The following is a 26,107-nucleotide window of genomic DNA, read 5'->3' as shown; positions in this document are numbered from 1 at the left end:
CCGCACGGTCCCGGCGGGCATCGATCCGGGAGGACAGCGTGAACGCACCTCCTCCTCATGCGCGCCGCATCCTGCTGCTCTCGCTGCTCGCGATTCCCGCGATCCTCATCCCCGTCGCGGGGGCCTGGGTCGCCGGCGGAGTCGTCGCCGCCCAGGCGCTGTACATCGGCGTCGTGGTCACGTCGACCGCTGTGCGCACCCTGCCCGAGCCGCGGCAGTGGGCCGGCGCCGGGTGGCTCGCGGCCGCCTCCGCCGCGGGCGTGCTGATCGGTGATCGGCTGCCGCCGCTCCTGCTCGCGGTGGCCCTGTGCTGTGTGGCGCAGCTCCCTTTCATTCGCTCCGATGCGCGGGCGATGGCCGTGACCCCGGCGATCCTCGTGCTGTGGGCCGGCTCTCCTCCGTCGGCCGGCACCCCCGTCGCGGCCGCCCTCGTCGCCGTCGCGACGTTCGTCGGCGGCGCGCTGATGATCGCCGTCGCGCACCTGGCGCGCCTGCCCTCGCAGGGGCGCGCACTCCCCCTCCCCGCGGCGATCCGCCACGGGGCGCTGCTCGCCGTCGGATGCTGTGCGGTGGTGCTCCTCACCAGGCTCCTCGGTTTCGAACGGACGGGATGGGGCCTGATCGCCTTCTGCCTGGTCTTCCTCCCCGCCTCCGACACGCTCCGCACCGCGTTCCGCTACGCGGCGGCGACGGCGTGCGGCGCGGTGATCGCCGTCACCATCGCCGTCGCCGCCCCCGGTGCGGTCCAGCTGACGGCCGCTCTGCTCGGTGCGCTGCTCACGGTGTGGTCGAGCCTGGGGGAACGGTCCGCCTTGTCCGTGGCCGCGATCGCCGCCACCGTCACGTTGCTCGGCTCATTCGCCCCCGAGGCGCAGCCGGCGGCTCTCGGGCTCGAACGCGCGGGTACGGCCCTCCTCGCGGTCGCCGTCGCCCTCGCGCTGACCGCTGCGGACCACGGCGTCGAGAGCCTCCTCACCCGCCGACACCGCGCGAGGGCTACTCGAGCCACTCCGTGACGAAGCGATCGTTCGCGTGGACGTGCGTGGCCTCGTACGTGCCCCCGTCGAGCACCTCGAATCGGTGTGCGACCAGAGCGGGCACCACAAGGACCTGCCCGCCGACGCCCACAAGGCGCTCCTCGCCCACGGTGAACAGCGCCTTCCCCCGGTGGATGACGAACGTCTCCGCATAGGGATGCCGGTGCAGTCGGGGCCCCGCCCCCGGCGTCGTCACATACTCCCGGATGATGCTCACGGGGGATCCGAGCAGATAGCCTTCGAGGTTCTCGTCGCGGGCGACGTCGATCGGTTGGGTCCGGGTCATGATGCCTCCGTCTCCCGCCCGAGGCTACGCCGCACACGCCTCGCGATCTAGCGTCCGCACTCCTGGGTCTGCTCGGTGATGACCCACGACGTCCCCGGGCGGCTCATCGTGACCGTGCCGCAGTCCCCGGAGTCGGCATAGGTGACAAAGAGAACGGCGTCCTGATCGGTCTCTCGCTGCACCGCGACATCGACCTCGGCGCTCTGCCCCAACGCGCGATACAGCTCGGCCGTCGCGGTGATCATCTGCTCGCAGCTCTCGGCGCGAACAGGACTCGTCGCGTTGAGCTCGGTGAGCATCCGGGCCGCGAGCTCCGGCGTGAGCCCGGCGCAGGCCTTCGCGGCATCCGGACGCCGCGAGGAGTCGAGCCACGCGAGGAATCCCTCGGTCGCCGACTCGCGGGGCGCCGACTCCTGAGGATCGGGGGTCGGAGAAGCCGGCGCCTCCGAGCCCGCCGGCGTCGGGACGGTCTCCTCCGCGGCAGGCGTCGAAGCGCAGCCGCCGATCATCAGGATGGCCGCTGCCGCGACCCCCGCCATTCCCGACGCACGTCTGACCCGATGCTCCATCCGTCCATCCTGGCATCTCCGCGGCGGCGCCTGTCGGGGCCTCCTCAGGCCTCCTCGCCGCGGCGCAGCGCGCGGAGGAGGTCGAGCGGCGGGCGGTGCTCTCCGGGCAGCGCGGAGAACGGGCGCACGGCGGCGAGGCCGGCGACCGTGGGGCGCACGGTCTCGCCCTCGCGGCGCACGAAGCCCCGCTGGACCAGCCATTCGAGCCGGCGCCGGAATCGCGCTCCGCGGAGCGTCCCGGAGAACGGCGTCGCCGCGTACAACGACTCCTCGGTCACCGGCGACGGCTGCTGCAGTTCGCGCTCCACGACCGTGTTGAGCATGTCCCAGAGCGCGCGGGGGAGCACCATGCCTTCCAGCTCACCGCGGCGCAGCTCGCGCTCGATGTCGGCGTCGAGCGCGTCGCGACGTGCGGAGCGCGAGGGGAATGCCGGCACGGCGGCGCGTTCGTCGAGGATGGTCACATCAGAGAGACGTGTTCATCGCGCGTCCATCACGCGGCTTTCCGGACCCCGATCGGAAAGGATGATTCGAGGGGTGAAGTTTCGGGAAGAGGCGAGGGAAGAATCACTCATCCGGAAACCGAACAAAGATCTCCCACGCGAGCGACGGGCATGGCGCCCTTCATCCACCATGGTTCCTCATTGAAAAGCCCGACATCAAGGACACCAAGACCTCTCACATCCGGCCACGGCACTCCCCGGGCGTCGATGACCTGGTCCTGAAGGAACGCAGCAATCTCCACTGTGGCGCTCGCCACGCCCCCGGCGTCGATAGCGGTCTCCGATCCTCCGACGGCGAGCACATAGCGGACCGCTCCACGTGGCAAACCGGCTATCCAACCTGCATCCGATGCCGGACCTTCGGAGCGAACCAGTCGGACTGAGGCCTCTCCGATAGGCGGGCCGGATGATTCGATGTCAGCCAGCACACCTTCTAACGCAACCCGCAGATCCTGCAGGAGTATGGCACCCAAATTCGCGCCCTTCACTAGGCGAAAAGCTGCGTTGACGAACATATCGAGGGGGGCATGTCTTGGTACAGATGGCCCCGGGGTGAATTTAGGGGTGAATTCCCTCGAGAGAAAAGCCACGATTCGCTCCGCCCCGCACCCGTGACGAGCACGCACCGCCCGTCGTCGCCATGGGACACTGGAACCGCACCGCGACACCGCAACGGAGGAGGACGGAATGGACTCTCAGACCGTGCCCGCCCTCCTCGGAATCCTCGGCGCCGGCCTCGCCGGGGTCCTCGTCCTCTGGCTCGCATCGGCCTGCCGCCGCGGGACGCTGAAGCGCAATCCCCTTCTCGGCGTCCGCACGCCCAGCACGCTCCGCAGCGACGAGGCCTGGATCGCAGCGCACCGCGCAGGAGCGCCGCAGCTCGCGATCGGGGGGTGGGGCCTGATGGCGGCCGGCGCGGTCGCCGCGGTCTTCCTGATCGTCGGGCGCCCCGTCCCGGGAATCCCGCTGACCGTCGTCCTCGGTTTCGTGTGGATGCTCGGCTGGCTGATCGCCAGTGGCTTCGTCGCCGGCCGCGTGGCGCGACGCATCTGATCGACCCGTTCCACACGCTCCGTCGCTCCGTCACCTTTCCCCTCCCCGCGGCTCCTTCTGTCTGGAGAAGGCCGCATCGGCGTCTCCGACCCGAACCGCAAGAAACTGGGGAACCACATGGAACCGTCGACCCGCGACACACCACAGCCCGGGGCGCTGACCCGCCGCACCATCGTGAAGGGCGCGGCCTGGTCGCTGCCCGTCATCGCGGTCGCGACCGCTCTCCCAAACGCCTCGGCGTCGTCCACCGACGTCGTCACGCCGGGCAACCCGCCCACGGCGACCGGATCGTGCACGCCTCTCAGCGCCATCACGTTCCGCGTCACGATCGATCCCGGCGGCGTCCCCGTCGCGGGCCAGGCGGTCGTCGTCACCCTGCCGGCCGGATTCTCGTGGCCCGGAGGGGCAACGGGGTCACGCATTCTCACCACCGACAGCGACGGGGTCGTCACGATCACCGGCCTCACCGCACCCGAGCTCCCCGGCACGTACGCCGTGCTCGCGCAGGTGGCACCGAACGGCGCGACCGCGTCGGTCCCGGTCACCGTGAACGGTGCCTGGATCGGGGCCGGGGAAGGCTACGGCGGCACCAAGATCTACCCCGTCTACACCTCGGGCCCGATCGACCCGGCGAACCTCGGGACGCCCGACCACTGGGCGTACTGCATCGAGCACAACGTGTCGGCGAAGACCCGGACCACCGGTGTGCTCGGCACCGCATCCGGCTACCTCGGCAGCAACCTCTTCACCGACCCCGCCGTGCAGGCGATGGTCGCCTGGGTGCTCGAGCACAGCTACCCGGCGCTTTCGCTCGCCGACTTCGGCGCCGCGGCGGGTGTCCCCGGCATCTCCCGAAACGATGCGATCGAGGCGACCCAGTATGCGATCTGGCGCTACACCGACCTGGGCTGGGACGCCTCGTGGAACTGGGAGACCCCCGCATCCGAGACCGCATACTGGTACCTCGTGAACGGCGCGAACGCCGCGGACGGGTCGAGCACGCCGGTGAAGGCGGTCTCCGTGCCGACCTCCAGCTGCGGCACGCCGACCACCGGGGACCACGCGCAGTCCCTCGGCCTCGTCTGACAGCCCCCGCGTGTCGCGGATGCCGGGATGATTCCATCGGATCGTCCTGGCATCCGTGCGTTTCCGCCCCGGACGACGCCGGGGCGGATGCCGGGGCGTCCGGCACGACAGCCCGGGCACGGCGTGTCCTCCTGACAGACGTGCCCGGTTCCCGCCATCCGTACCGCCAACCGCAAGGCCCCACGCCCCGCGAACACCCGGCCGCGCCCGCGAAACCGGGCCCTCGCGAAGTGCCCGTGTCTCAGAAGTAGTCGGCGGCCCCGAAGTGCCGGGTGCCGGGGATCCGCGGCTCCCGGCCCACGGGGCGCGTCATTCCCGTCTCGTCCGGGGTCCATGCGGCATGGGGCGCGAACGCCCGCACGGCGGCGAGGTCCTCGGCACGATCCGGCACGGCCAGGTCGCAGCGCTCCACCCCGGCGGCGGCCCAGTCCACGGCGATCGCGTCGAGGAGGGCGACCCGGACGTCCGCGGAATCGGGGGCGGCGAGCTCGGCGAGCACCCCGAGGCCGTCCTGCACGCCGGCCACCGCGTAGCCGTGCGCCACGCCGTCGCGCTCGACCGCATAGCGGCGCAGACCCGCGAGCCGCACCTCGGCCATCGTCCAGTCGCGGGCCGACCGCACGGGCGCCAGCTCCACGCCCTCCCGTGACCGTTCGTAGACCTCGGCGAACGGTGCGAGCGATCCGGGCCCCACAGGCTCCCGGCCCACCTCGCCGAGGCGATCGGAGCCCTCTTCCCGCCCCGGGGCCCAGGGGCCGCTCAGCGCGCGCCGCATCCCGAACACGGTGAACCCGCTCGAGCGGTAGACCTCGGGCGTGCCGGTGAACAGCAGCGCCCAGTCGGCACCGGTCCTCCGCGCCGACTCGAGGGTCGCTGCGACCAGCCGGCGGGCGATGCCCCGGCCGCGGGCCCGATCGGCGACCGCCACGCTGCCGATGCCGTGCACCCGCGCGACCCCGCCGCCGGCCTCGCGCAGCCGCTTGGGGAGTCCGTAGATCGACCCGATCACCCCGTCGCCGTCCTCCGCCACGAGAGTGTGGGCGAACCGCTCGGGGTCGGCGAGCCACTGGCCGGGAGCCAGCGGAGGCGTGAAGGCACGGGCCCAGAGGGCGGCGAGGGGTGCGGCGTCCCCCGCCGCGGCCGGGCGGATGATCGGATCTGCGGACATCTCGTCCTCTCTGGGTGGAAGGGCTCAGGGTCCGGCCCGCCCGGTCGCGAAGGACGTCCGGGCGGACCGGGTGCGGCGTCAGACGACCACGTTGCCGGAGAGCACGACAGCCGCGGCCTCATCCGGCGCGGTGCGCTTCACCGAGGTCTCGACGTTCGCGGAGTGCAGCAGCGTGCTGCCCTTGCCGAAGGCGGCATCGGCGAGCTCGATCGTCCCGCCCTCGAAGCGGCACCCCGTCGCACGGTAGTGGTTCAGCCCCGAGGTCAGCGACACGTGCGTCCCGGCCCCCGTGAACGTGCTGTCGCCCAGCGACACGGTGAGGTCGCCGGCGCCGCTCCGCGAGAGGGCCGCACCCTTCGGCGTGGACACCGTCGAGCCGCCCAGGATCTCGACCGCCTGCGCCTTGGCCGCCGCCGCGTCGATGCGCACCCCGTCGAGGTCGGCACCGTCGATGCGCAGCCGGGAGGACAGCGTGCCGAACGCCTTGTCCCGGTCGCCGCCGAGGAGCCGGCCGCCGCGGAAGGTCACCGCTCCCGCTCCGCCGATCCTCATGCCGTTCACCCCCGACAGCACCGTGTCGACGAAGGTCACCGGTGCGGTCACCGTCGCATTGGTGAGGTCCCCCTCGGCGAGGAAGGAGAACTCCGACGACTCGATCACGGTGGGGCGCTTCGAGGCGCTCGAGGACTGCGAGATGACCAGGGTGTCGGTGGCGGAGCATCCGCGCAGCTGCGCGCCGTCGGCGTTGATCCACAGCATCCCCGAGCCGGCGAGACCGGCCTTGCCGATCACGCGGACGTCCTCGAGGGTGAGATCGGTGACCTTCACGCGCGCCACGAACCAGGAGCACACGTGCTTGCGCACCGTGATCCTCTTCGCCGCCGACCCCCAGGCCGCACCCGAGTTCGCGAACGTCATCAGACCGGAGTTGCCGACGTAGGTGAGGTCGTGCTCGTACTGCCCGTGCGTCACGAACGGGCCCTCGTCGTCGCCGTCGCCGTGACAGTTCTCCACCAGGCAGTAGGCGCTCGCGGTGAAGTCGTTCAGGTGCCGGGCGTTCGACGTGTGGCTGTTCGCGACGTAGCCGTAGAGGCAGTAGATCTGCTGCGTCATGTAGCCCGCGCCGCCCCAGGTGACTGAGGTGGGGTTCTTCAGGTTGCAGCTCTCGGTCGTGTAGTAGGTGTTCCAGCGGCGCATGATCAGCGGCCAGAACGTGCCGGTCCCGTCGATGTGGTCCACGTCGCAGCGCACCGCGTACTCGAACGCGAGCGGATGCGATCCGGTGAACTCGTCCGTGCCCGTGCCCAGGAACCTCAGGTTCGAGACCGTGACGTTCTGCACCGGCTTCACATGCCGCCAGGTGATCGAGCGATCCTTGCCGAGCGGCCATCCGCTCTTGTAATTGACCCGGATGCGCGTGCCGTCGACGATCTGGGTCACCTGCACCAGCCGCTGCAGCTCCCGCTCCCACCGCCCGGACAGCGCGTTCACCTCGGCCGCGTACCACTCCCCGACCGTGAAGAACGACGAGTCGCCCACGGGGAAGACGTCGGAGAGATCGGGCACGACGGCACCGAGCGTCGCCGTGTGCTCCTTGCCGGTCAGCTCGCCGTGGAAGAACATCACCGCGGCGAACGGGTCATCCTTGCCCGCGTTCTCGATCCCCTCGGTGGTCATCAGGTGATTGCCGAAGTCGAGCACGATGTTCGAGCGGGTGAGCTTGTGCCGGCGCACGAAGTTGAGGTCGGTGTGGGCCTCCACCCGGTGGATCGCCGCGTCGGCGAGCATCGCGTCGAGGGCGTCGTCGGCGGGCCTGTCCGGCCCGAAGATCCCGAACGCCCGGAAGTCGAGGGTCCCGGTGTGCACGCGCACCCAGACGTCCTTCTTCTTGCCCGCGACGACCGTGCCGCCGTTCGCCTTCGGCTGGTCCTTGGTGACGCAGCGGAACAGGCCGCCTCCGCCGTCGCCCGGCTTCGCGTACCCCGCCACGGCGACGATGTCGTCGGCCTTCGCCTGCAGGGTCGCGAGGGAGGCGACGGTGGATGCGGATGCGGCGTCGCGCGCCGCGACGACGGGGCCGGCGGCGTTCGCGGGGGCGGCCGCCCCCACTGCGGCGATGCCGCCCAGCGCCGCCGCGCCGAACCCGGCGAGCACCATGCGACGCGAGCGCCGTTCCTGGGTCGCGACCGTCTCGTGCTGGATCGTGTCTGTCATCATTCCTCTGCTTCCGGCTGCATTGCCATCGCGTGCGGGAGGCCCGCACTGTGGGCGCGTCACCGCGCCCGCCTGATCCCCAGTGGTCTATCCCCCGGCGCCCCGGGCCGCCTCGGCGGCGGCGACGGCGTTGCGGTACACCGCGGAGGTGCGCGCCGGGTCGACCGGCAGCTCCCCGCGGGCCAGCGCCAGCACCGCGTCCGCGGTCGCGCCGTAGCCCAGGCCGTCCGGGTCGTCGGGCAGGACGAGCTCGCGGCTCCCCTCGTCCGTCCACGCCCGCACGGCGTAGCGGTCGGGGCCGCCGACACCCGAGATCGTCAAGGTGACCGGCACCGGGCCGACGCGGGCGTGAACGACGCCGAGCAGTTCCGAGGCCGTCGGCGACGCGCCCCGCACGCGGGACGCCGACAGGACCTCCGCCCGGCCCGCGGGAAGCAGCGCGTCGAGCATCTCCCAGGCGTGCACGCCGACGTTCATCAGGGTGCCGCCGGCACCCGCGGGGTCGTCCTGCCAGGTCCGGTCGCCGACGAGGAAGCCGGCGATGTCGTGCTGGGCGTGCACCTGGAGTGCGCGTAGCGCGCCGCCTTCCAGCGCAGCGGCGAAGCGCTGCAGCTCCGGGGCGAACCGCAGCACCGACGACGTGAACCGCGGAGCCTCCGGCAGCGCCTCCCAGCGGGCGAGCCCCGCGGCGTCGGCGGCCACGGTCTTGTTGAAGAACACCGGGATCCCGGCCTCCGCGCAGGTGTGCGCGACCTCGACGGCCCGCGGCGTGCGCGGGGTGGCAACGACAACGTCGGGCCGCTCCGCGAGGAGGCCGCCGAGGGCGGGGAATCGCGCGACCCCGAACCGGGCCGCGAACTCCTCCCGGCGCGCGGGGTCGTCGGCGTCCCACACGCCGACCGCCCGCGCCCCCCGCTGTGCGAGGTTCGCGGCGTCGGCGAACGGATGCGAGTGCGCGACCCCCGCGAAGGCGATGCGCACGGGTCAGGCCATCACGTCGAGCTGCGCGCGGGTGATCACGTGCTGCAGGGGACGACCGGCGGCGAACGCCTCGACCTCGTCCGCGACGATCCGGCCCTGGTCGAGCCTCCCCTCCACGGTGCCGGCGGCCCGGTGCGGGGTGAGCACCACGTTCGGCAGCGTGCGCAGCACGCTGTGCCGGGGCATCGGCTCCTCGTCGAACACGTCGATCGCCGCGGCGATGCGTCCGGTGCGCAGCTCTGCCTCGAGGGCCGCCTCGTCGGTCAGCCACGACCGGGCGGTGTTCACCATCCCCGCGCCGTCGGGCATGAGGGCGAGCTCGCGCGCGCCGATCATGTGGCGCGTGGCGGGAAGCGTCGGCGCGTGCAGGGCGACGATCCGCGCCTGCCGCAGGGCGTCATCGAGCTCGGCCTTCTCCGCGCCCAGCTCGGCGGCCTGCGCGGCGTCGAGCGTCGGGTCCACGAGCAGCGGCCTCGCACCGAGGGCGCGGATCAGCTGCAGATAGGAGCGCCCGGTGCGCGAGGCCCCGACCACGGCGATCGGGGTGCCGAGGATCTGGTGCTGGGCGCCGATCGACGGGGCGTACCAGCCGCCGGGCTCGCGCAGCGCCTCTCCCAGCTCGGCGACACGGTGCAGCAGCATCAGCGTGAACGTCAGCGACACCTCCGCGACGGGGCGGGCCATGGCGAGGCCCGCCTGGGTGATGCGGACGCCCCGGGCGAACAGCTCGTCGGTGGCGAAGAACTTCACGGTCGCGCCGGTGTGCGCCACGAGCTCGAGCCTCGGCAGCCGGGCGAGCAGCGCGGCGTCGAACGGCACCGCGCCCCAGCTGGTCACGACGACGCGGGCGTCCGCGAGGTCGGCGGCGTCGAGGTCGGCCAGACCGTCGACCCGCACCATCCCCCCGCCGAGCGCATCCGCCGTCGCACGCAGCCGGGCGAGGTCGGCGTCCGAGAAGAACTCGGCCATCAGCTCCTCGCTGACGACCACGACGACGGCGGGCGCGCTCATCGCAGCCAGTCCTCGAGGTGCTCGGCGATGAAGGCGTCGTCGCCCAGGTCGGGATAGGCGGCCCGGACGCGGGCGATCTCCTCCGCCTGCCCCGGGGAGAGGCCTTCGGCGGGGTCGAGGCACCAGATGCCGTCGAGCAGGCCCTGCTGACGCAGCATCTCGTGCACCCCGGCGATCACGCCGTGGAAGTCGTGCCCGGGGTCGAACACCGCCTGGTTGACGTCGACCAGGTCGGACGCCATCCGGCCGAGCGCGAGGTAGGCGTCGCGGTCGCCCTCGGCGGCGCGGTGCGACAGGTCGAGCAGCGAGACCGCGGCCCTGGTCCCCACCGCCCACTGGCCGAGGAGGCCCCCGACGAAGCGCAGCGTGCGCGGGCCGCCGGGCGAGTCCACGTGGAACTCGGAGAGCAGGTCGGCGACGATCGCGTCGTCATTCCCCGTGTAGAGCGCGATCTCGTCGGCGCGGCCCGAGGCGGCGACTCCCCGCACCAGCTCCAGGGTGCGGTACCGGTCGAACGGCGCCGCCTTCACCGCGACGACCGACGGGATCGACGCGAACTCGCGCCAGAAGTCCCGGTCGAGCACCGGACCGCCGATCGCGGTCTGCAGGTAGAAGCCGACGAGCGGCAGCACCTCTCCGACGGCCCTCGCCCGTTCGAGCAGGGCGCGGTCGTCGGCACCGGCCACCCGTGGGCTGACCAGCACGGCATCGTACCCGAGGGAGCGGGCCAGCTCGGCCTCGGCGACCGCCTGCGTGGTGTCCCCGGCGACGCCGGCGATGCGCACCAGCGCGGGATCGCCGTGGGCGTCGAGCTCCTCCGCGGCGAGCGCGAGCACCGGCTCGAACAGCGCGTGCTCGGGGTCGCGGATCTCGAACTGCGTGGTGTGCACCCCCACCGCCACCCCGCCGGCTCCGGCCGCGAGGTAGTAGCGGGTGAGGGCGCGCTGCCGGCGCTCGTCGAGCACGCGGTCGGCGGTGAGCGCCAGCGGGTGGGCGGGGATCACGGCGCCGCGACGCAGCGTGCGCGCGGCCTCGGGACGCAGCACGGGTGCCTCCGCCATCAGAACTTCCCGTCCCGGACGGCCCACTTGGTGGGTTTGGCCGACATCGGCAGTCCGGCCTCCACCCAGCCCGCCTGCAGGGCGATGAGGGTGTCGGCGGCGACCTGCGGATAGCCGAACAGGGCCATGCAGCGGCGCGCGTCGTTGAGCAGCGCGGTGGGCTGCGGCTCGTCGACCAGCTGGACCTCCCGTCCGAGCAGCTCGCCGAACCGGCGCGCCACCGCCGCGACGCTGAGCGTCTCCGGTCCGGTGAGGTTGACGGTGAACACGTCGCTCGACGCATGGCCGAGGCTGCGTAGCACGACCTCGTTGGCATAGCCCTGCCACACGACGTTCACGTTGGCGGTCGCGACCGAGACCGGCTGGCCGGCGTGCACCGCGCTGGCGATGTCGGCGAGCACGCCGTAGCGGAGGTCGATCGCGTAGTTCAGGCGGATGATCGACACCTTCGTGCCGCGCTCCTGGGCGCCGAACTCGAACACGCGCTCGCGGCCGAGGCACGACTGCGCGTACTCGCCGATCGGCGCGGGGGCGACGTCCTCCGACGCGCCTCCCGAGGAGGCGGGGACGAACGGGTACACATTGCCCGTCGACATCACCGAGATCGCGCTGTCGCGGTAGCGGCGGGCCACCCGGTCGGGCAGGGCGGCGTTGACCTCCCACGCCCAGGACGGCGCGGTCGCGGCGCCGAACTTCGCACCCACCATGAACACCACGTTGGGGGCATCCGGGAGCGCGGAGAAGTCGTCGTTCTCGATGAGGTCGAAGGGCACGACCTCCACCCCGGCCGCTTCGAGGCGCTCCCGCACCGCGGCGTCGCCGAACCGGGAGACGGCGTGCACGCGATCCCCGGTGCGTCCGGCGGCGTCGAGGCCGCGGCGGGCGAGCACGGCGAGGGTCGGGCCCATCTTGCCGCCGGCGCCGAGGATCACGAGGTCCCCGCTGCCCGTGGCCAGGTCGGCGACGAGCGCCGCACTGGGGGTGGTGAGCACGTCCTCGAGCTCTGTCTCGCTGGCGAATGCCTGAACCGTCACGTGGACGTCCTTTCTGACTTGCTTCTTCGGTGAGGTCTGCGGGGCGTCAGCCCTTGATCCCGGTGCCGGTGACGCCCTCCTGCACGTAGCGCTGAGCGATCAGGTACGCGAGGAAGATCGGGGCGAGGGCGACGACGCTGCCGGCGAGCATCGTGCTGAGCGGCACGTTCTGCTGCTGCAGCGAGGATATGCCGACGGTGAGGGTGAACATGGCGTTGGACTTGCCGATGATGAGCGGCCAGAGGAAGTCGTTCCAGTGCCACAGGAAGACGAAGATGCCGAGCGTCGCGAGGATCGGCTTGCACAGCGGGAGCACGATCCGCAGGAAGATGCGGAACTCCCCCGCCCCGTCGATCCTGGCCGCCTCGAAGAGGTCGTCGGGGAGCCCCTGGATGAACTGACGCATGAGGAACACGGCCTGCGCGTTCGCGAGGGTCGGCAGGATCAGCCCCCAGTAGGTGTCGACCCCTCCGATCCCCGCCATGAGGATGAAGGTCGGGATGAGGGTGACGTGGAAGGGCACCATGACCATGGCCAGGAACGACCAGAACATGACCTCCTTGCCTGCGAAGCGCTTCTTGGCGAACGCATAGCCGGCGAGCGCCGAGAGGAACAGCACGGCGACCACCGACACGAGCGAGTAGATCAGCGTGTTGCCGAGCCAGCCGAGGATGTTCTGCCCCGAGAGCACCTGCTCGTACGAGGAGAAGGAGATGTCGTTCCAGGGGAGCAGCGACCCCGGGAGCTCCACCACCTTGCCGGGCTTCAGGCTCAGCACGATCATCGCGTAGAACGGGAAGAAGCTGAGGATGCCGGCGATGCTGAGCCAGATCCAGCGGACGACGACGCCGAGTCCGGTCGGCTCGAGCGCGCGGTAGGAGCGGCGCTTCCGCTCCGGCTTCGCCGCCGGTGCGGAGGGCGCGGGGGTCTTCGTCACGGTCGTCATTTCTGCTTTCCGATCACGAGGCGCTGGATGAGGGCGACGATGAGGGTCATGACGAACAACGCGACGCCGACGGCGGCCGCGTAGCCGTAGTCGAAGTATTTGAAGCCCTGGTCGTACAGCAGGTAGACGAGGGAGTAGCTCGCGTTCGCCGGGCCTCCCTGGGTCATGACGTAGATCACGTCGAAGACCTGGAACGCCGCGGTGGTCTCGATGACGGCGAGGAAGAAGACCGTGGGGCGCAGGTGCGGGAGGATGATCCACCGGAACCGCTGCCAGGCGCCTGCGCCGTCCATCAGCGACGCCTCCTCCAGCTCGCGGGGGATGTCCTGCATCGCCGCGATCATGATCATCATCCCGTAGCCGAAACGCGACCAGACCCCGACGACGATGATCGCGGGGATCACCAGCACGGTGCTGCCGAGCCACGATCCGCCGAGGCCGAGCGGCGCCATCAGCTTCGACCAGGGGCCGTTGCCCGAGAAGATCCAGACGAAGATCGAGCCGGCCAGCACGAGCGACGTGATGACGGGGAGGAAGAAGATCGAGCGGAAGAAGCGCGAGCCGCGGAAGGCGCGGCGCACGCCGAGCGCCATCACGGTGGACAGCACGAGCGAGATCGGCACCGCGAAGACCGTGTAGATCACGGTGGTGCCCAGGGCCCGCCAGAACAGCGGGTCGGCGACCAGCCTCTGGAAGTGGTCGAGGCCACGCCAGGCGACCTCTCCGGAGATGTCGTAGTCGAAGAAGCTCAGCGCGACGCCGACGATGCTGGGGCCGAATCGGAACGCGATGAAGAGCAGGAAGGCGGGCAGCACGAAGAAGAACGCCACCCGCGCCTCGCGCCGGGCCAACACGCGTCCCACCCGGCCTGCGGGCCGGCGGGACTGAGTCGCCGTCGTCATTGTCATTGCACCTCGGGTCGTGGTGCGGGGGCGCGCGGTTCGGGCCGCGCGCCCCCGCATACGGTCACTTCTTCAGCAGCGGGGCAGCCGCGGCAGCGGCGGCCTTGAGCGCGTCCGACGGGGACTTCTGGCCGAGCAGGGCGGCCTGGATCTCCGGCGAGAGCACGCCCATCAGCGCACGCGAGCTGGTGGCCAGCTGGCCGACGGTGGTGTCGGGGACGTACTTCTCGACCTCGCCGAGCAGCGGGTCGTCGGCGTACAGCGGGTCGGTGCCGCTCAGCGCCGAGAAGAACCCGGCGGCCTTGAGGTAGGGCTTCACCACGTCGGCGCCGGTCGCGTACTCGGCGAACTCCGCGGCGGCCTTCTGCGCCTTCGAGCCCTTCAGCACGGACAGCGAGCCGACGGTGCCGTAGGCGACCGACTTCTTGTCGCTCAGCGGCGGGAGGACCTTGACGTTCTCCTTGCCCCAGAACGACTCCACCTCGGTGACGGCGTTGTTCCAGGTGCAGCCGACCTTGCCCTGGGCGACGGCGGTCTGCTCGAGCGGGACGTTCGTGGTCAGCGCCTCCGGGTCGAGGGCCTTCTCCTTGGCCAGGTCGGTGATGAAGGAGAGCGCCTGCGTGCCGGCCTTGCTGTCGAAGCCGACGCCGCCGTCCTTGTCGTAGACCTCGCCGCCGGCCTGCCAGAGCAGCGGGTAGAACGTGAGGTTGAGGGTGTTCTCCGCGGATGCCGGGTAGTTGAGGGCGTACATGCCCTTCTCCACGAACTTCGGCGCCATCGCGCGCACGTCGTCCCAGGTCTTCGGGTAGTCGGCGACGCCCGCGGCCTGGAAGGCGGCGGCGTTGCAGATCAGCGGCATGGCGCTGGTGAGGATCGGGGCGCCGAGGAGCTTGCCGTCGATCGTGACGGAGTCCTTGACGTTGGGGAGCAGCTCCTTCTGGCGGTCCTTGCTGAGCAGGTCGTCGAGGGGCTGGATCGACTTCTGGTACGCCGCGAGCTGGTCGGGGATGAGGTACACGAGGTCGGGGGCCTTGCCGGCGGCGATCGCGGTCTGCAGCGCCTCGTCGCGGTTCGCCCAGGGGAAGATCTCGTACTTCACCTTGATGTTCTTGTGGTCCTTCTGGAACGCCGCGACGGTCTCATCCCAGAACTGCTTGTGGGCGGCCTCGTCCGGGACGACGGGGTACAGCCAGACGGTGACGCTCTGCTCGCCCGTGGCGGCATCGCCGCCGCCACCACCGGCGGAACAGCCCGCCAGGAGTGCGATCGTGGCGACGCCCGCGGCGAGGCCGGTGAACTTGCTGACGCGCATGGTGCTCCTTTGCTAGAACCGTGCAGGGGGTAGGTGCCCTATTATGACATCAGGATGTGATAATTAGTCAAGCCCGGGTTTCCATCTGGAACAGGATGCTGAATATCAGCGGCACCGGGTACATCGAGCGTCGATCGAATTTCCGCGATCACGCTGTGCTATTTTGTTCGCTACCGACGGCGATGATGACGAGAGGAGGTCGGATGTCCACCCCGACCCAGACCTCGATCGTCGCCCGGTCGGCACTGCAGCTGCGCGACAGCGGCCCCGCGACGGTCAACGAGCTGACGCGCACCCTGGGGCTCTCCCGCACCTCCGTCGAGAACGCGATGACCGCTCTCGGCGACGCCGGCCTGATCGCCGAGGCGACCGCCCCCTCCGGCCGTGGCGCCGGACGTCCCGCGCGGCGCTTCGCCTTCGTCGCCGATGCGGGTGCGGTGGTGGGCGTCGACATCGGCGTCGCGAGCATCCGCGTCGCCGTCGCCGACCTCGCCGGTGTCGTCACGGCCCAGCAGACCTTCGCCGGCGTCTCCGCCGAGCAGGACGGCGCCTCCAAGCTCGCCGCCGTGATCGCCGCGGTGCACCGGACGCTCGCCGGCGCCGATGTCCCGGTCTCGCGGGTCCGGGCGATCGGCGTCGCCCTGCCCGGCATCGTCGACGACCTCGGACGCGTGACCGCGTCGGTCGTGATCCCGGAGTGGTCGGGCATCGACATCGGCTCGCACATCCGCCAGGCGTTCGGATGCCCCGTCGCGGTCGACAACGGCGTGCGCCTCGCCGCCGTCGCCGAGCACCACCTCGGGGTGGCCCAGCTCGTCGACGACGTGCTCTACCTCTCGGTCGGCAACCGCATCGCGATGGGCCTCATCCTGGGCGGGCGGCCGCGGCGCGGCATCCACAACGCGGCCGGCGACATCGGCCGCCTGGCCTTCCGCGGCCTCGACTCCGAGACCGGCCAGATCAGCTGGCGCACCGCGCCCACGGCCGCCGAGGTGTTCGAGCTGGCACGCGAGGGCGACACGGCCGCCGCGGCCGAGCTCGACGCGTTCGTGACCGAGCTCGCGCACGGCATCGCGACCCTGGTGATGACGGTCGACCCGGCCATGATCGTGATCGGCGGCGGCATCTCCGCCGCGCACGGGCAGCTGCTCGATCCGCTGCGCGAGCGCCTGCCCCGGCACATCGGCCTGCCGTTCACCGTGCCGATCGCCGAGGCCCGGCTCGGCGCGGAGGCCGCCGCGCACGGTGCGCTGGTGCACGCCTTCCGCCGTCATGCCGCCGCGGTGTACGGCATCGAGGGCGTTCCGGTGCCCTCCGTCACCCCGATGCCGCACGACCCCGCGGCGGAGGAGGGCACATCCCCCGAGGGATCGGACGCCGATCCCCGACCCCGTGAGGAGAGACAGTGAGCAGGTTGCGAGTCGGGCTCATCGGCGCCGGAGGCATCTCCCGCGTCCACGCCGACGCATGGCGGGCGCTCGGAGCGGACGGACACGTCACGTCGCTGAAGGGCGCCGGAGAGATCGCCGCGGAGTACGGCTTCGCCGAGGTCGCCGACGTCGACGAGCTGATCGGCCGGGTCGACCTGGTCGACATCGTGACGCCGAGCAGCACCCACGCCGACCTCGCCCTGCGCGCGATCGCCGCGGGCAAGCACGTCGTCTGCGAGAAGCCCCTCGCGGCGACCGCGGAGGAGGCCAGGGAGATCGCCGCGGCCGCCGAGGCCGCCGGCGTGCGGTTGTTCCCCGCCCACGTCGTCCGCTACTTCGCCGAGTACCAGCGCATCAAGCAGGCGATCGCGGACGGACGCATCGGCGACGTCGCCGTGCAGCGGTTCAGCCGGGCCGGCTCCGCACCGCAGACCCCCTGGTTCTTCCGGGAGAGCACCGGCGGCGGCGTCATCCGCGACCTGATGATCCACGACATCGACCAGGCGATCTGGTTCGCCGGCCCCGTCGCCTCGGTGTACGCCCTGCAGAACCCGCCGACCGTCGACGACGTCGTGCCCGCACCGGTCACCTCGCACGTGGTGCTCACCCACCGCAACGGGGTGATCAGCCACCTGCACGCCAGCTGGGTCGCACCCGGGATGCCGTTCCGCACCAGCGTCGAGGTCTCCGGCTCGGCCGGCCGCCTCCGGCACGACAGCGCCGAGGACCGCGTGAGCCGCACCGACGCCGTCCTCGCGGCGGGGAGCACCGACTACCTGCCGCCCATGTCTCCGCAGGAGAGCCCCTACTACGCCGAGATCGCCGACTTCGTCGCCGCGCTCGCGGAGGGACGCGAGACCCGCATCTCCCCCGCCGACGGCATCGAGGCGGTCGCCGTCGCCGAAGCGGCCTACGCGTCGATCGCCGCAGGCGCCCCCATCGCCCTCACCCCTCAGGAGGCCGCACGATGACCGCCGTCGCCCCGCTCCGCATCGCGGTGCTGTCCTTCGCGCACACGCACGCCCTCAGCTATGTCGCAGCCCTCAAGGAGATGCCCGGCGTCGAGCTCATCGCGGCCGACCCCGACGGCGCCTCCGCACCGGACGACGCACCCCGCGGGGCCGCCCTCGCCGCCGAGCTCGGCGTCGACTACGTGGACACCTACGAGGAGGCGTTCGCCTGGCGGCCCGACGCCGTGGTGGTCGCCGCGGAGAACTCCCGGCACCGCGTCCTCGTCGAGCGGGCCGCCGCAGCCGGGGCGCATGTGCTGTGCGAGAAGCCCCTGGCGACGACCGTCGAGGACGCCGAGGCGATGCGCGCCGCCTGCGACCGGGCGGGCGTCGTGCTGATGGTCGCCTATCCGGTGCGGTTCGCCCCCTCCTTCCGGGACGCGTTCGCGCAGCTGCGCAGCGGCCGCCTCGGCCGGGTGCTCGGCGTCACCGGCGCCAACAACGGCAAGCTCCCGCAGGATCGCGCCTGGTTCACCGATCCCGAGCTCGCCGGCGGCGGAGCGCTCGTCGACCACGTCGTGCACTGCGCCGACCTGCTGGACGAGCTGCTCGGCGAGCGGGCGCGCACCGTGCGCGCCGTCTCCAACGGCACGCTCTACGCCGACAGGGAGCTCGCCGTCGAGACCGGCGGCGTGGTCACCCTGCAGTATCCGAGCGGCGTGGTCGCGAGCATCGACTGTTCGTGGAGCTGGCCCCTGTCGTCGCCGACCTGGGGAGGGCTCACCCTGCAGATCGTCGCCGAGCGCGGCACGGTCACCGTCAGCCCCTTCGCCCAGGGTGTCGCGGGACACGATGCGCACGGCGAGACCTGGGACCCGGTGGGCGCCGACCTCGACGCCCTGCTGCTGGCGGAGTTCGTCTCCGCCGTGCGGGAGGGCCGCACGCCGCAGCCGGACGCCGGGGTCGGCGTGCGCACGGTCGAGATCGTGAAGGCCGCGCAGGCATCCGCCGCGCGGGGAGGCGAGGTCGTCGCGCTGCACTGAGGCAGCACGACCGGAAGGAAGGTGCGAGGGACGATGGAGATCCGCGCGGACGCCGGATGGCGGGAGCGAGCGCTGGCGGTGATGCCGGTCGGGTCGAGCACGAACTCCAAGGCGCCCGCGCTGCTGCCGGAGGAGCCCGAGGTGATCGTCCGCGGGCTCGGTGCGCGGGTCTGGGACGACCGCGGCCGCGAGTTCATCGACTACCGGTGCGCGCTCGGCCCGATCACGCTCGGCCATGCCGATCCCCGGGTGGACGCCGCGATCCGCGACCAGCTCCGGGACGGCATCCTCTTCGGCCATCCGCATCCCCTCGAGACGACCACGGCGGAGCTGTTCTGCTCCCTCGTGCCGGGCGCGGAGGCGGCGCGGTTCCTGAAGACCGGCGGTGAGGCCCTCGCCGCCGTGATCCGCATCGCACGGGCGCACACCGGCCGCGATCGCGTGGTGCAGATCGGGTACAACGGCTGGCTGAACTCGCTCGCCGCGGGCGCGCGCGTGCTGCCCGGCGCGACGTCGGCATCCGTCCCCGGCGTCCCCGCGGGGCTCGCCGCCCTCCACCACGCGGTGGGCTGGGGGGACGACGAGGCGCTCGACGCGCTCTTCCGCGCGCACGGATCCGAGATCGCGCTCATCCTCGTCGCGGCGGACTATCCGTCGGTGCCCTCCTCCGCCGGCTTCTACCGGCGGCTGCGGGAGCGGGCGGACGCGCACGGCGCCCTGCTCGCCTACGACGAGATGGTCACCGGTTTCCGGGTGGCCCTCGGCGGGATGTCGGAGGCCTCGGGGGTGGTCCCCGATCTCGCCGTGTTCGGCAAGGGTGTCGCCAACGGGATGCCCCTCGCGGTCTACTGCGGACGGCGCGATGTGCTCGGCGTGCTCGACCGCGGCGAGGTGGTGGTGACCTCGACCTACGGCGGGGAGACCCTGTCGCTCGCGGCCGCGACGACGACCATGACGATCATGCGGGACGAGCGGATCCCGGAGCGCCTCCACGAGCGCGGAGCGCAGCTGCAGAACGGGCTGAACGACGCGTTCGCCGATGCCGGCGCGCCGTTCCGGCTGGAGGGACACCCCACCTGTCCGCAGTTCGTCGGGGAGCAGGAGCCGATCGACGGCTTCCTGCGGGCCGCCTTCTCCCACGGGCTCTCCCTCTATCGGGTGGTCTACGTGAACGCCGCGCACACCGCGGAGGACGTCGCCGAGACGATCCGGCGCGCACGCTCCGCCCTCGCCGAGGTGGGGCGATGACGGCGATCGACGTGCACACGCATCTCGACGGCGCGGGCTTCGACCCCCGGGTGCTCGATCTCGGCGACCGGCTCGGCGTCGCCCTCTTCCTCTGCAGCAGCATCGGCGCGTTCGTCGCCCACCCGGGCATCGACGAGGTGCGCGAGATGAACCGGATGCTCGCCGTGCAGCTGCGACGGCACCCCGACCGCCTGCGCGGCTACTGCTACGTCAATCCGCGCTACGGGACGGCGACGCTCGACGACCTGCGCCGCAACGTCGAGGAGGAGGGGATGATCGGCATCAAACTGTGGATCGCCACGCTCGCCGACGACCCGCTGACGGATCCGCTGCTCGAGTACGCGGCGGAGCATCGCCTGATCGTGCTCGCCCATGCCTGGCGCAAGACCGTCGGACGCTTCCCCTACGAGTCGACGGCGGAGCACGTCGCCCGGGCCGCCGCCCGTCATCCGGAGGTGCGGTTCGTGATGGCGCACCTCGGCGGCCAGCCGGAGTCGGCGATCGACGCGGTGCTGCCGCATCCGCACGTCGCGGTGGACACGTCGGGCACGATCATCGGCGCCGGAGAGGTGGCCCTCGCCGTGCGTCGCCTCGGCGCCGAGCGGGTGGCGTTCGGCTCCGACCTGCACCACGTCGACCTGGTCGAGAACGTCGGGAAGATCCTCGGGGCGGGGCTGTCCCCCGACGAGGAGCGGCTCGTCTTCGGCGGCAACGCCGCGCGCTGGCTGGCGGAGGCGGGGCGATGACCGCCCCGGCGCACGGCCTCCTCGACGGTTTCCGCGATCTGCGGGCGATCGACGTCACCTGCCATCTCGGCCAATGGCCGTACCGTCTCGCCGCGGCGGCCTCCGCCGACGACCTGCGCGATCACGCGCGGCGGCACGGCCTGCGCGGCCTGTGGGTCTCGCACCTCGCGACGCTCACCGGCTTCGACACCCGCACCGGCAACGAGGAGCTGCTGCGGGCCTGCGGAGACGATCCGCTCTTCGCGCCCTTCGCCGTGGTCGACCCCGGAGCACCCGGATGGCGGCGCGAGGTCGGCTGGGCCGCGGGGGCCGGGTTCCGCGGCATCCGCCTCGCGCCGGGCGACCACGGCAGCCCGCCGATGTCGCTGCTCCCCGTGCTCGAGGCCGCCGCCGGTCTCGGCCTGCCCGTGCAGGTGCTCGTGCGCCTCGACGACGCCCGTGTGCGGCATCCGCGCTCGCCCGCGCGCGACCCCGAGGTGCACGAGCTCGCCGATCTGGTGCGCCGCGCCCCGGCGCATCCGCTCGTGCTGAGCGGCCTGAACCGCGGCGACTGGCGGGAGCTGAGCAGACACCTCGGCGACGACGTTCCCGCCTGGGTGCGCGCCGACCTCTGGCACGTGAACGGCCCGACGTTCGTGGCGGACGAGTGGGCGGCGGAGCCGGGGCGCCGGCTGTTCGGCAGCGGATACCCGGTGCAGACCCCCGAGGCGACGATGCTGCAGCTCGCCGCGGCAGCGATGCCCGAGGAGACCCGCCGCCGCATCGCCGCCGGCAGCGCCGAGGAGATCGTGCCCCTGCACGGTTGACGCGCAGGACGGATCCCCCTTCCCCTTCCCCTTCCCCTTCCCCTCCCGTCGACCCGGTACCTTCCCGCCCGGACGTCCCGATCCCGACGCACGACACGCACCGGGACGACGGCACCGCACCGGGACCACAGCACACCGGCCCTGCGTGACCACACCGGGACGCGCCGCACCCGCCCCGCACGTGCTAGCGTCGGGCGATCGTGAACAGCACATCCACTCCCACCCGCGCGCTCGTGCTCGGCGGCGGGGGCTCCACCGGCAACGCCTGGCTGATCGGCGTCGTCGCCGGTCTGCAGGGCGCCGGCCTCGACGCGACCGACGCCGACCTGCTCGTCGGGACCTCGGCGGGGTCCACCACGGCGGTCCAGCTCGCCTACGGCGACGCCACGGAACTCTACGCCGCGACCATCGCCGCCCCGCCCGCCCCTCCCCGCGCCGCCGGCGTGCGCCCGGGCGGACCGCCGCCGATCAACCACCTCGAGCGGACGAACCTCATCATCGCCGCCTCCCACGACGCCCCCGACATGCGGCGGCGGATCGCAGCGGCGGCCCTCGAGCTGGATGCCGAGGGCGACGGCTCCGCGCAGGCCCGTTGGCGCGAGATCACGGCCGGGCGGCTTCCTGATCAGCGCTGGCCCGGCCGCCGGCTGCTCATCCCTGTGGTCGACGCGCGCACCGGCGAGCCCACGGCGCTCGACCGGGACAGCGGCATCGACCTCGCCGACGCCGTCGCGGCCAGCACGTCCAGCGGCCTCCCCCATCGGATCGGCGACGCCCGCTACCTCGACGGCGGCTACCGGCGGAACGAGAACGCCGACCTCGCCGCGGGCATGGATCGGGTGCTGGTGCTGTCGCCCTTCCGCGGCCGTACCAGGCATCCGCTCGAGTGGGGCATGCAGCTCTCCGCACAGGTCGACGAGCTGCGCGACGGAGGGAGCCTCGTCGAGACGATCCTCCCGGGCGAAGACCTCGACCACCTCTTCGGCCCGAACGCGATGAACCCGGCGCTCCGCGCCCCGGCCGCCGAGGCCGGATTCGCCCAGGGCGCGGCGCTCGCTCCGAGCCTGCTGCGCTTCTGGGAGTGATCGTTCCGGCGACCCGACGGAGCACGGCCATCGTGTCGCCGGAACGATCCGGGCGACTCACCTCACGGCGACGTCGGCCAGCTGGAAGTAGTAGTTTCCGTGGTCGTCCGCCCTGAGCTTCGTCGCCTCCACCCGCAGGTACCGCGCGTCCAACGCGTGGGTGAAGAAGAACGTCTGCGTCGGATCCGCCCCGCCTCCCGCACCTGCGGGGTCGACGTACGGGTAGTACGCCTGCCCCGGAACCGGTGTCCATGTCACACCGTCGGCACTCGACAGCAGCCTCAGCGCCTCCGGGAAGCCGTAGCCGCTGCGGGGCACGAGGTCGAGCCGCGCAACGGTCCGCGTCGTCCCGAGGTCGAGGTCGAGCCGCTCGACGGCGTTCGCGCTCGCGTGGGCGGCGCTGCTCCAGAACGTCTGCCGGAGCCCGTCCGCCACCCGGCTCACAGGCTGGGTGCTGAGGGCAGATGAAGCGGTGGGGACGAACGGCATGGCGGAGTCCACGGCCATCCCGGCGAGCTGGAGGGCGTAGTAGCCGCTCCCTTCCCCGCCGAGCGTGGTGCCGACGACCCGGACGTAGCGCGCGTTCACCGCAGCGCCCAGGGGGAAAGACTGCGGCGCCGCGCCGGGGTTGGCGTACGCGGTGTAGGTCTGCCCGGGGATCGCCGTCCAGGTCGTTCCGTTCGTGCTCGTCTCGAGACGGAACGCCGACGGGAATCCCCATCCCGACCACCGCGGTGTGAGGATCACCCGCGAGACAGGGCGGGTCTCGCCGAGGTCGAGCGTGAAGGACTCCGTCGATGCCGCCGTCGACCGGAGCGCGCTGGAGGCGAAGGTGGCGGCGTCTCCGTCGAGGAAGAGATGCGGCGCGTAGCCGCCGACGGTCGACGAGCCGCTGGCGACGACCGGTGTGGAGTACAGCGAGAACTCCGCGAGCTGCAGATAGTAGTTCCGGAAGTCATCGAACCCGAGCGACTTCACCGTCAGACGCACGTGCCGAGCGGCGATCGCGGCCGGAAGGTCGATCGTGGTGCTGATCACCCCGCTCGAGGACACGATCTTGCGGATCGACCCGCGGAAGTCCTCGACGGGCGTCCAGGTCACGCCGTCGATGCTCGTCTCGAGGACGGCGTCGTTCAGGCTGGGGCCGGCGAGCAGATCCGGCTGCCTGCTGGTGAACTCGATGCGTCCGATCGACTTCACCGATCCGGCGTCCACGGAGATCCACTCGGTGGCCGTGTTGGTCGAGTGCCCCGCGCTGGAGTACATCGTCGTCACGTCGCCGTCGATGGCTGCCGACGCGGGGTGCGCCCCTCCCGGGAGGGTGGACGATGCGGAGGCGCCGGCGAGCGTCAGCTTCGAGTAGGCGCGCGGTGTCACCACCTCCTCCAGGGACCACGGCCCCGTGCCCGCGGGTCCCACGCCTCGCACCGAGAGGAAGTAACGGGTACCGTTCTGCAGACCGCTCACCGTGTGGATGCTCCCGGTCACGCCGCTGACGACGGTCGAGTGGGTTCCGGCTGCGGTGCTGTAGGAGACCTCGTAGGAGGTCGCCTTGGGATCCTTCTGGAAGTCCAGCCTGACCGTGCCGTCGCCGGGCTGGGCGGAGTAGATCTGCGGCGCCGCCGGCTTGTCGTCGTTCGCGAGCGCGATCGGCGCGATCGCCGTGTTCCAGGTACCCCAGGACGACCCGTACGCGTAGCCGATGTAGTTCTGCGCGGAGACGTCGATGTGCCCCTGCTCCGTACCGCTCACGCCTACGTTGTGCGCGAAGGGGTGCGCGAACTGCCAGTCCATGGTGGCAGGGGTGAAGGTCTTTCCGTCCACGGACTCCCACATCTGGACGTAGGAGCGGTTCGAGAAGCGCCGGATGCTGTTGAACGCGACGTACTTGCCCCAGGCGTCCACGTACTTCACGTCGCTGGAGTCGGTGTCCTGATCGACGCGCTTGCTGAGCACCACCCCCTGATAGGAGAGCGAGGCCGGCCAGTTCGGGTCCGTCGCGGACGCGGTCACGAGCCGGGTCTGCTCGATCGGCTTTCGGGTCCCGTCGTGCGACCACCAGGTGTAGTACATCGACAGCACACCGTCGACGACCACGAGGCTCGGCTCGCCGGCCCCGTAGTCGTAGTCCGTCTCGGTGTAGGTGACGATCGCCTTCGGCGCGCCGCCCCATCCGGCGCCGTTCCACTTCTCGAAGGGACCGGTGAGGGAGGCGGAACGCGCGACGTAGATCGAGTTGGTCGAGCCGTCGGGCGTGGTCGTCGACGTGTAGGCGAGATAGTAGTAGCCGCCCGCCTTCACCACGCTCGGATCGCAGGTGGAGAAGGCGTCGAGCGTGCCGGGGGACGGCTGCAGCACCACCTTCTCGGGATCCCAGGTCGCTCCGCCGTCGGAGGAGTGGTCGTACTGGATCACGTCCCACGAGGAGCTCCCCGTGCCCGTGCCGCACGTGAACACGTGCATCCCGTCGTCGTCGAGGATGATCGACGGACCGTAGCGGTAGCCATAGGACGTCGCCGTGAACATGTCGCCCCCTTCCGCCGGGATCGCGGACGAACTGGCGGAGGCCGCGGAGCCGGACCAGAGCAGCTGTCCGGCGAGGGCGAGCACGGCAAGGGCGCCGACCGCGCGAACGCGCGTCGCAGAGATTCTGCGTGACATGGATGACTTCTTTCTCCGGCGCACCGTCGCACCGGTCTGGAGGGGAGGGATCATTCGAGCCCCGTTCCGACGATCCCCTTGCGGAACGATCGCTGGAACAGCAGGAAGACGACGAGCACCGGCAGCATGCTGATCACCGCGGCGGCCATGCCGACGCCCGGAGGCGTCTGCGAGTAGTCGCTCCGCGCCAGCGGGGCGAGAGCGACCGTGAGGACCCGCAGGTTCTCGCTCGGCGCCACCACCTGCGGCCACACGTACATGTTCCACACGGCGAGGAAGGTGACCACCGAGTACGCGGCGACGATCGGCCCGGAGAGAGGGAGGGCGATGCGTCGGAACGTCTGGAGCCAGCTCGCTCCGTCCAGCCGAGCCGCCTCGAAGAGGCCGCTCGGCATCCCGGCGAAGAACTGCCGGAACATGAGCATGGCCATCGCGGTGCCTCCCGCCACCGGGAGGATGAGGCCCGCGTAGGTGTTGACGATCCCCAACGAGTAGGTGATGACGTAGGTGGGGATGAGCGCCATGTTCGCCGGAAGGAAGACCGACAGCAGCAGCACGGCGACGATCGGCGTGGCGAACCTGAAGGGGATCCTCGCCAGCGCGAAACCGGCGGGGAGCGCGAGGGCGAGCTGCAGCGCGACGACACCTGCCGAGAAGAGGAGGGAATTCAGCACACTCGTCGGGGTGAGATAGGCCGCGGCCGCTCCGAAGTTCTCCCAGACGGGCTCGGAGGGCAGGAGCCGGGGCGGGTAGGCGTTGAGATCCTTCGTCGACATCAGCGATGCCGACATCAGATAGAGGATCGGGAAGGCCATGATCAGGCCCACGGCGAGGACGCCGAGATATCTGCCGAGGTTCGTGAGGCGGCGACGTCGCATCAGGCGTCCCTCCTCAGCCGGCGCAGAGCCCAGCCGATGCCGAGGAGGGCGGCGAGGAGCGCGAACTGCAGCATGGAGAGCGCGCTGGCGTAGCCGA

The 26,107-nt window shown here is 71.7% G+C and carries 24 protein-coding genes; 10 read left to right on the top strand and 14 right to left on the bottom strand.

The genetic code is table 11. The features are described 5' to 3' along the window. The first annotated feature begins 38 nt into the window (after positions 1 to 38). Positions 39 to 1,016, top strand: a complete 978-nt coding sequence (locus ABWO84_RS10015) for an FUSC family protein (RefSeq protein WP_353114393.1) — start codon at positions 39 to 41, stop codon at positions 1,014 to 1,016. Here the strand turns inward: ABWO84_RS10015 and ABWO84_RS10010 are convergent. From ABWO84_RS10010 to ABWO84_RS10000, 3 genes are read right to left on the bottom strand one after another with little or no spacing between them, the layout of a single operon-like run. Beyond that, positions 997 to 1,323: a cupin domain-containing protein gene (locus ABWO84_RS10010; protein ID WP_353114392.1), complete on the bottom strand. Its 327-nt coding sequence runs from the start codon at positions 1,321 to 1,323 to the stop codon at positions 997 to 999. The genes ABWO84_RS10015 and ABWO84_RS10010 overlap by 20 nt on opposite strands. 47 nt (positions 1,324 to 1,370) lie before the next feature. Further along, complete coding sequence (locus ABWO84_RS10005) at positions 1,371 to 1,892, bottom strand: hypothetical protein (protein ID WP_353114391.1); 522 nt, start codon at positions 1,890 to 1,892, stop codon at positions 1,371 to 1,373. Between the two features lie 44 nt (positions 1,893 to 1,936). Beyond that, positions 1,937 to 2,356: a hypothetical protein gene (locus ABWO84_RS10000; protein WP_353114390.1), complete on the bottom strand. Its 420-nt coding sequence runs from the start codon at positions 2,354 to 2,356 to the stop codon at positions 1,937 to 1,939. A 726-nt stretch (positions 2,357 to 3,082) separates the two neighbouring features. On the opposite strand from ABWO84_RS10000, the gene ABWO84_RS09995 reads away from it, so the two are divergent. Both ABWO84_RS09995 and ABWO84_RS09990 read left to right on the top strand, forming a co-directional pair. Further along, on the top strand, positions 3,083 to 3,448 hold the full coding sequence (locus ABWO84_RS09995; RefSeq protein ID WP_353114389.1) for an SdpI family protein: 366 nt from the start codon (positions 3,083 to 3,085) through the stop codon (positions 3,446 to 3,448). 117 nt (positions 3,449 to 3,565) lie between these two features. Continuing rightward, positions 3,566 to 4,534 carry a Cys-Gln thioester bond-forming surface protein gene (locus ABWO84_RS09990; protein WP_353114388.1) on the top strand — a complete coding sequence of 323 codons (969 nt, stop codon included), beginning with the start codon at positions 3,566 to 3,568 and terminating at the stop codon, positions 4,532 to 4,534. 241 nt (positions 4,535 to 4,775) lie between these two features. Here the strand turns inward: ABWO84_RS09990 and ABWO84_RS09985 are convergent, their stop codons facing one another. The 9 genes from ABWO84_RS09985 to ABWO84_RS09945 form a co-directional block, all read right to left on the bottom strand. Further along, the gene (locus ABWO84_RS09985; protein ID WP_353114387.1) at positions 4,776 to 5,702 is read right to left on the bottom strand and encodes a GNAT family N-acetyltransferase; all 927 of its coding nucleotides are present in this window, start codon (positions 5,700 to 5,702) and stop codon (positions 4,776 to 4,778) included. A gap of 78 nt (positions 5,703 to 5,780) precedes the next feature. Continuing rightward, positions 5,781 to 7,916, bottom strand: a complete 2,136-nt coding sequence (locus ABWO84_RS09980; protein ID WP_353114386.1) for a putative phage tail protein — start codon at positions 7,914 to 7,916, stop codon at positions 5,781 to 5,783. An 87-nt stretch (positions 7,917 to 8,003) separates the two neighbouring features. Continuing rightward, the gene (locus ABWO84_RS09975; RefSeq protein ID WP_353114385.1) at positions 8,004 to 8,897 is read right to left on the bottom strand and encodes a Gfo/Idh/MocA family oxidoreductase; all 894 of its coding nucleotides are present in this window, start codon (positions 8,895 to 8,897) and stop codon (positions 8,004 to 8,006) included. Positions 8,898 to 8,900: 3 nt separating this feature from the next. Further along, the gene (locus tag ABWO84_RS09970; protein ID WP_353114384.1) at positions 8,901 to 9,908 is read right to left on the bottom strand and encodes a hydroxyacid dehydrogenase; all 1,008 of its coding nucleotides are present in this window, start codon (positions 9,906 to 9,908) and stop codon (positions 8,901 to 8,903) included. Beyond that, complete coding sequence (locus ABWO84_RS09965; RefSeq protein ID WP_353114383.1) at positions 9,905 to 10,969, bottom strand: dihydrodipicolinate synthase family protein; 1,065 nt, start codon at positions 10,967 to 10,969, stop codon at positions 9,905 to 9,907. The genes ABWO84_RS09970 and ABWO84_RS09965 overlap by 4 nt, the downstream gene beginning before the upstream one ends. After that, positions 10,969 to 12,003 carry an NAD-dependent epimerase/dehydratase family protein gene (locus ABWO84_RS09960; protein WP_353114382.1) on the bottom strand — a complete coding sequence of 345 codons (1,035 nt, stop codon included), beginning with the start codon at positions 12,001 to 12,003 and terminating at the stop codon, positions 10,969 to 10,971. Before ABWO84_RS09960 ends, ABWO84_RS09965 begins: the two co-directional genes overlap by 1 nt. A gap of 46 nt (positions 12,004 to 12,049) precedes the next feature. Continuing rightward, positions 12,050 to 12,949 carry a carbohydrate ABC transporter permease gene (locus ABWO84_RS09955; RefSeq protein WP_353114381.1) on the bottom strand — a complete coding sequence of 300 codons (900 nt, stop codon included), beginning with the start codon at positions 12,947 to 12,949 and terminating at the stop codon, positions 12,050 to 12,052. After that, positions 12,946 to 13,851, bottom strand: a complete 906-nt coding sequence (locus ABWO84_RS09950) for a carbohydrate ABC transporter permease (protein ID WP_353114380.1) — start codon at positions 13,849 to 13,851, stop codon at positions 12,946 to 12,948. Before ABWO84_RS09950 ends, ABWO84_RS09955 begins: the two co-directional genes overlap by 4 nt. A 64-nt stretch (positions 13,852 to 13,915) precedes the next feature. Then, entirely contained in the window at positions 13,916 to 15,163 is a 1,248-nt protein-coding gene (locus ABWO84_RS09945) for an ABC transporter substrate-binding protein (protein ID WP_353114379.1), read from the bottom strand. A gap of 203 nt (positions 15,164 to 15,366) precedes the next feature. On the opposite strand from ABWO84_RS09945, the gene ABWO84_RS09940 reads away from it, so the two are divergent. From ABWO84_RS09940 to ABWO84_RS09910, 7 genes are all read left to right on the top strand, one after another. After that, positions 15,367 to 16,572 carry an ROK family transcriptional regulator gene (locus ABWO84_RS09940; RefSeq protein WP_353114378.1) on the top strand — a complete coding sequence of 402 codons (1,206 nt, stop codon included), beginning with the start codon at positions 15,367 to 15,369 and terminating at the stop codon, positions 16,570 to 16,572. Further along, positions 16,569 to 17,564: a Gfo/Idh/MocA family protein gene (locus tag ABWO84_RS09935; protein ID WP_353114377.1), complete on the top strand. Its 996-nt coding sequence runs from the start codon at positions 16,569 to 16,571 to the stop codon at positions 17,562 to 17,564. The genes ABWO84_RS09940 and ABWO84_RS09935 overlap by 4 nt, the downstream gene beginning before the upstream one ends. Next, positions 17,561 to 18,586: a Gfo/Idh/MocA family protein gene (locus ABWO84_RS09930; protein ID WP_353114376.1), complete on the top strand. Its 1,026-nt coding sequence runs from the start codon at positions 17,561 to 17,563 to the stop codon at positions 18,584 to 18,586. Before ABWO84_RS09935 ends, ABWO84_RS09930 begins: the two co-directional genes overlap by 4 nt. 33 nt (positions 18,587 to 18,619) lie before the next feature. Continuing rightward, positions 18,620 to 19,834 carry an aspartate aminotransferase family protein gene (locus ABWO84_RS09925; RefSeq protein WP_353114375.1) on the top strand — a complete coding sequence of 405 codons (1,215 nt, stop codon included), beginning with the start codon at positions 18,620 to 18,622 and terminating at the stop codon, positions 19,832 to 19,834. After that, a complete protein-coding gene (locus ABWO84_RS09920; RefSeq protein WP_353114374.1) occupies positions 19,831 to 20,580 on the top strand; it encodes an amidohydrolase family protein in 750 nt (249 codons plus the stop codon). Before ABWO84_RS09925 ends, ABWO84_RS09920 begins: the two co-directional genes overlap by 4 nt. Next, entirely contained in the window at positions 20,577 to 21,386 is an 810-nt protein-coding gene (locus ABWO84_RS09915; RefSeq protein ID WP_353114373.1) for an amidohydrolase family protein, read from the top strand. Before ABWO84_RS09920 ends, ABWO84_RS09915 begins: the two co-directional genes overlap by 4 nt. Before the next feature lie 200 nt (positions 21,387 to 21,586). Next, positions 21,587 to 22,471 carry a patatin-like phospholipase family protein gene (locus ABWO84_RS09910; protein WP_353114372.1) on the top strand — a complete coding sequence of 295 codons (885 nt, stop codon included), beginning with the start codon at positions 21,587 to 21,589 and terminating at the stop codon, positions 22,469 to 22,471. Positions 22,472 to 22,528: 57 nt separating this feature from the next. On the opposite strand, the gene ABWO84_RS09905 is transcribed toward ABWO84_RS09910, so the two are convergent. Both ABWO84_RS09905 and ABWO84_RS09900 read right to left on the bottom strand, forming a co-directional pair. Beyond that, on the bottom strand, positions 22,529 to 25,132 hold the full coding sequence (locus tag ABWO84_RS09905; RefSeq protein WP_353114371.1) for a discoidin domain-containing protein: 2,604 nt from the start codon (positions 25,130 to 25,132) through the stop codon (positions 22,529 to 22,531). Between the two features lie 50 nt (positions 25,133 to 25,182). Beyond that, complete coding sequence (locus ABWO84_RS09900) at positions 25,183 to 26,010, bottom strand: carbohydrate ABC transporter permease (RefSeq protein WP_353114370.1); 828 nt, start codon at positions 26,008 to 26,010, stop codon at positions 25,183 to 25,185. Positions 26,011 to 26,107 lie beyond the last annotated feature (97 nt).

Origin of the sequence: Microbacterium sp. (assembly GCF_040394595.1) — a bacterium.
GTDB lineage: Bacteria > Actinomycetota > Actinomycetes > Actinomycetales > Microbacteriaceae > Microbacterium.
The sequence above is the reverse complement of the archived record's forward strand: the minus strand, read 5'-3'. Positions and strand labels throughout refer to the sequence as shown.

Bases quoted from the DNA above. Each gene is read 5' to 3' on its own strand.
- ABWO84_RS09930 (WP_353114376.1), top strand. From the start codon at position 17,561: ATGACCGCCGTCGCCCCGCTCCGCATCGCGGTGCTGTCCTTCGCGCAC.
- ABWO84_RS09900 (WP_353114370.1), bottom strand. From the start codon at position 26,010: ATGCGACGTCGCCGCCTCACGAACCTCGGCAGATATCTCGGCGTCCTC.
- ABWO84_RS09940 (WP_353114378.1), top strand. From the start codon at position 15,367: ATGTCCACCCCGACCCAGACCTCGATCGTCGCCCGGTCGGCACTGCAG.
- ABWO84_RS09965 (WP_353114383.1), bottom strand. From the start codon at position 10,969: ATGGCGGAGGCACCCGTGCTGCGTCCCGAGGCCGCGCGCACGCTGCGT.
- ABWO84_RS09915 (WP_353114373.1), top strand. From the start codon at position 20,577: ATGACCGCCCCGGCGCACGGCCTCCTCGACGGTTTCCGCGATCTGCGG.
- ABWO84_RS10010 (WP_353114392.1), bottom strand. From the start codon at position 1,323: ATGACCCGGACCCAACCGATCGACGTCGCCCGCGACGAGAACCTCGAA.
- ABWO84_RS09905 (WP_353114371.1), bottom strand. From the start codon at position 25,132: ATGTCACGCAGAATCTCTGCGACGCGCGTTCGCGCGGTCGGCGCCCTT.
- ABWO84_RS09945 (WP_353114379.1), bottom strand. From the start codon at position 15,163: ATGCGCGTCAGCAAGTTCACCGGCCTCGCCGCGGGCGTCGCCACGATC.
- ABWO84_RS09950 (WP_353114380.1), bottom strand. From the start codon at position 13,851: ATGACGACGGCGACTCAGTCCCGCCGGCCCGCAGGCCGGGTGGGACGC.
- ABWO84_RS09985 (WP_353114387.1), bottom strand. From the start codon at position 5,702: ATGTCCGCAGATCCGATCATCCGCCCGGCCGCGGCGGGGGACGCCGCA.
- ABWO84_RS10005 (WP_353114391.1), bottom strand. From the start codon at position 1,892: ATGGAGCATCGGGTCAGACGTGCGTCGGGAATGGCGGGGGTCGCGGCA.
- ABWO84_RS09925 (WP_353114375.1), top strand. From the start codon at position 18,620: ATGGAGATCCGCGCGGACGCCGGATGGCGGGAGCGAGCGCTGGCGGTG.
- ABWO84_RS09980 (WP_353114386.1), bottom strand. From the start codon at position 7,916: ATGACAGACACGATCCAGCACGAGACGGTCGCGACCCAGGAACGGCGC.
- ABWO84_RS09955 (WP_353114381.1), bottom strand. From the start codon at position 12,949: ATGACGACCGTGACGAAGACCCCCGCGCCCTCCGCACCGGCGGCGAAG.
- ABWO84_RS09920 (WP_353114374.1), top strand. From the start codon at position 19,831: ATGACGGCGATCGACGTGCACACGCATCTCGACGGCGCGGGCTTCGAC.
- ABWO84_RS09990 (WP_353114388.1), top strand. From the start codon at position 3,566: ATGGAACCGTCGACCCGCGACACACCACAGCCCGGGGCGCTGACCCGC.
- ABWO84_RS09970 (WP_353114384.1), bottom strand. From the start codon at position 9,908: ATGAGCGCGCCCGCCGTCGTCGTGGTCGTCAGCGAGGAGCTGATGGCC.
- ABWO84_RS09995 (WP_353114389.1), top strand. From the start codon at position 3,083: ATGGACTCTCAGACCGTGCCCGCCCTCCTCGGAATCCTCGGCGCCGGC.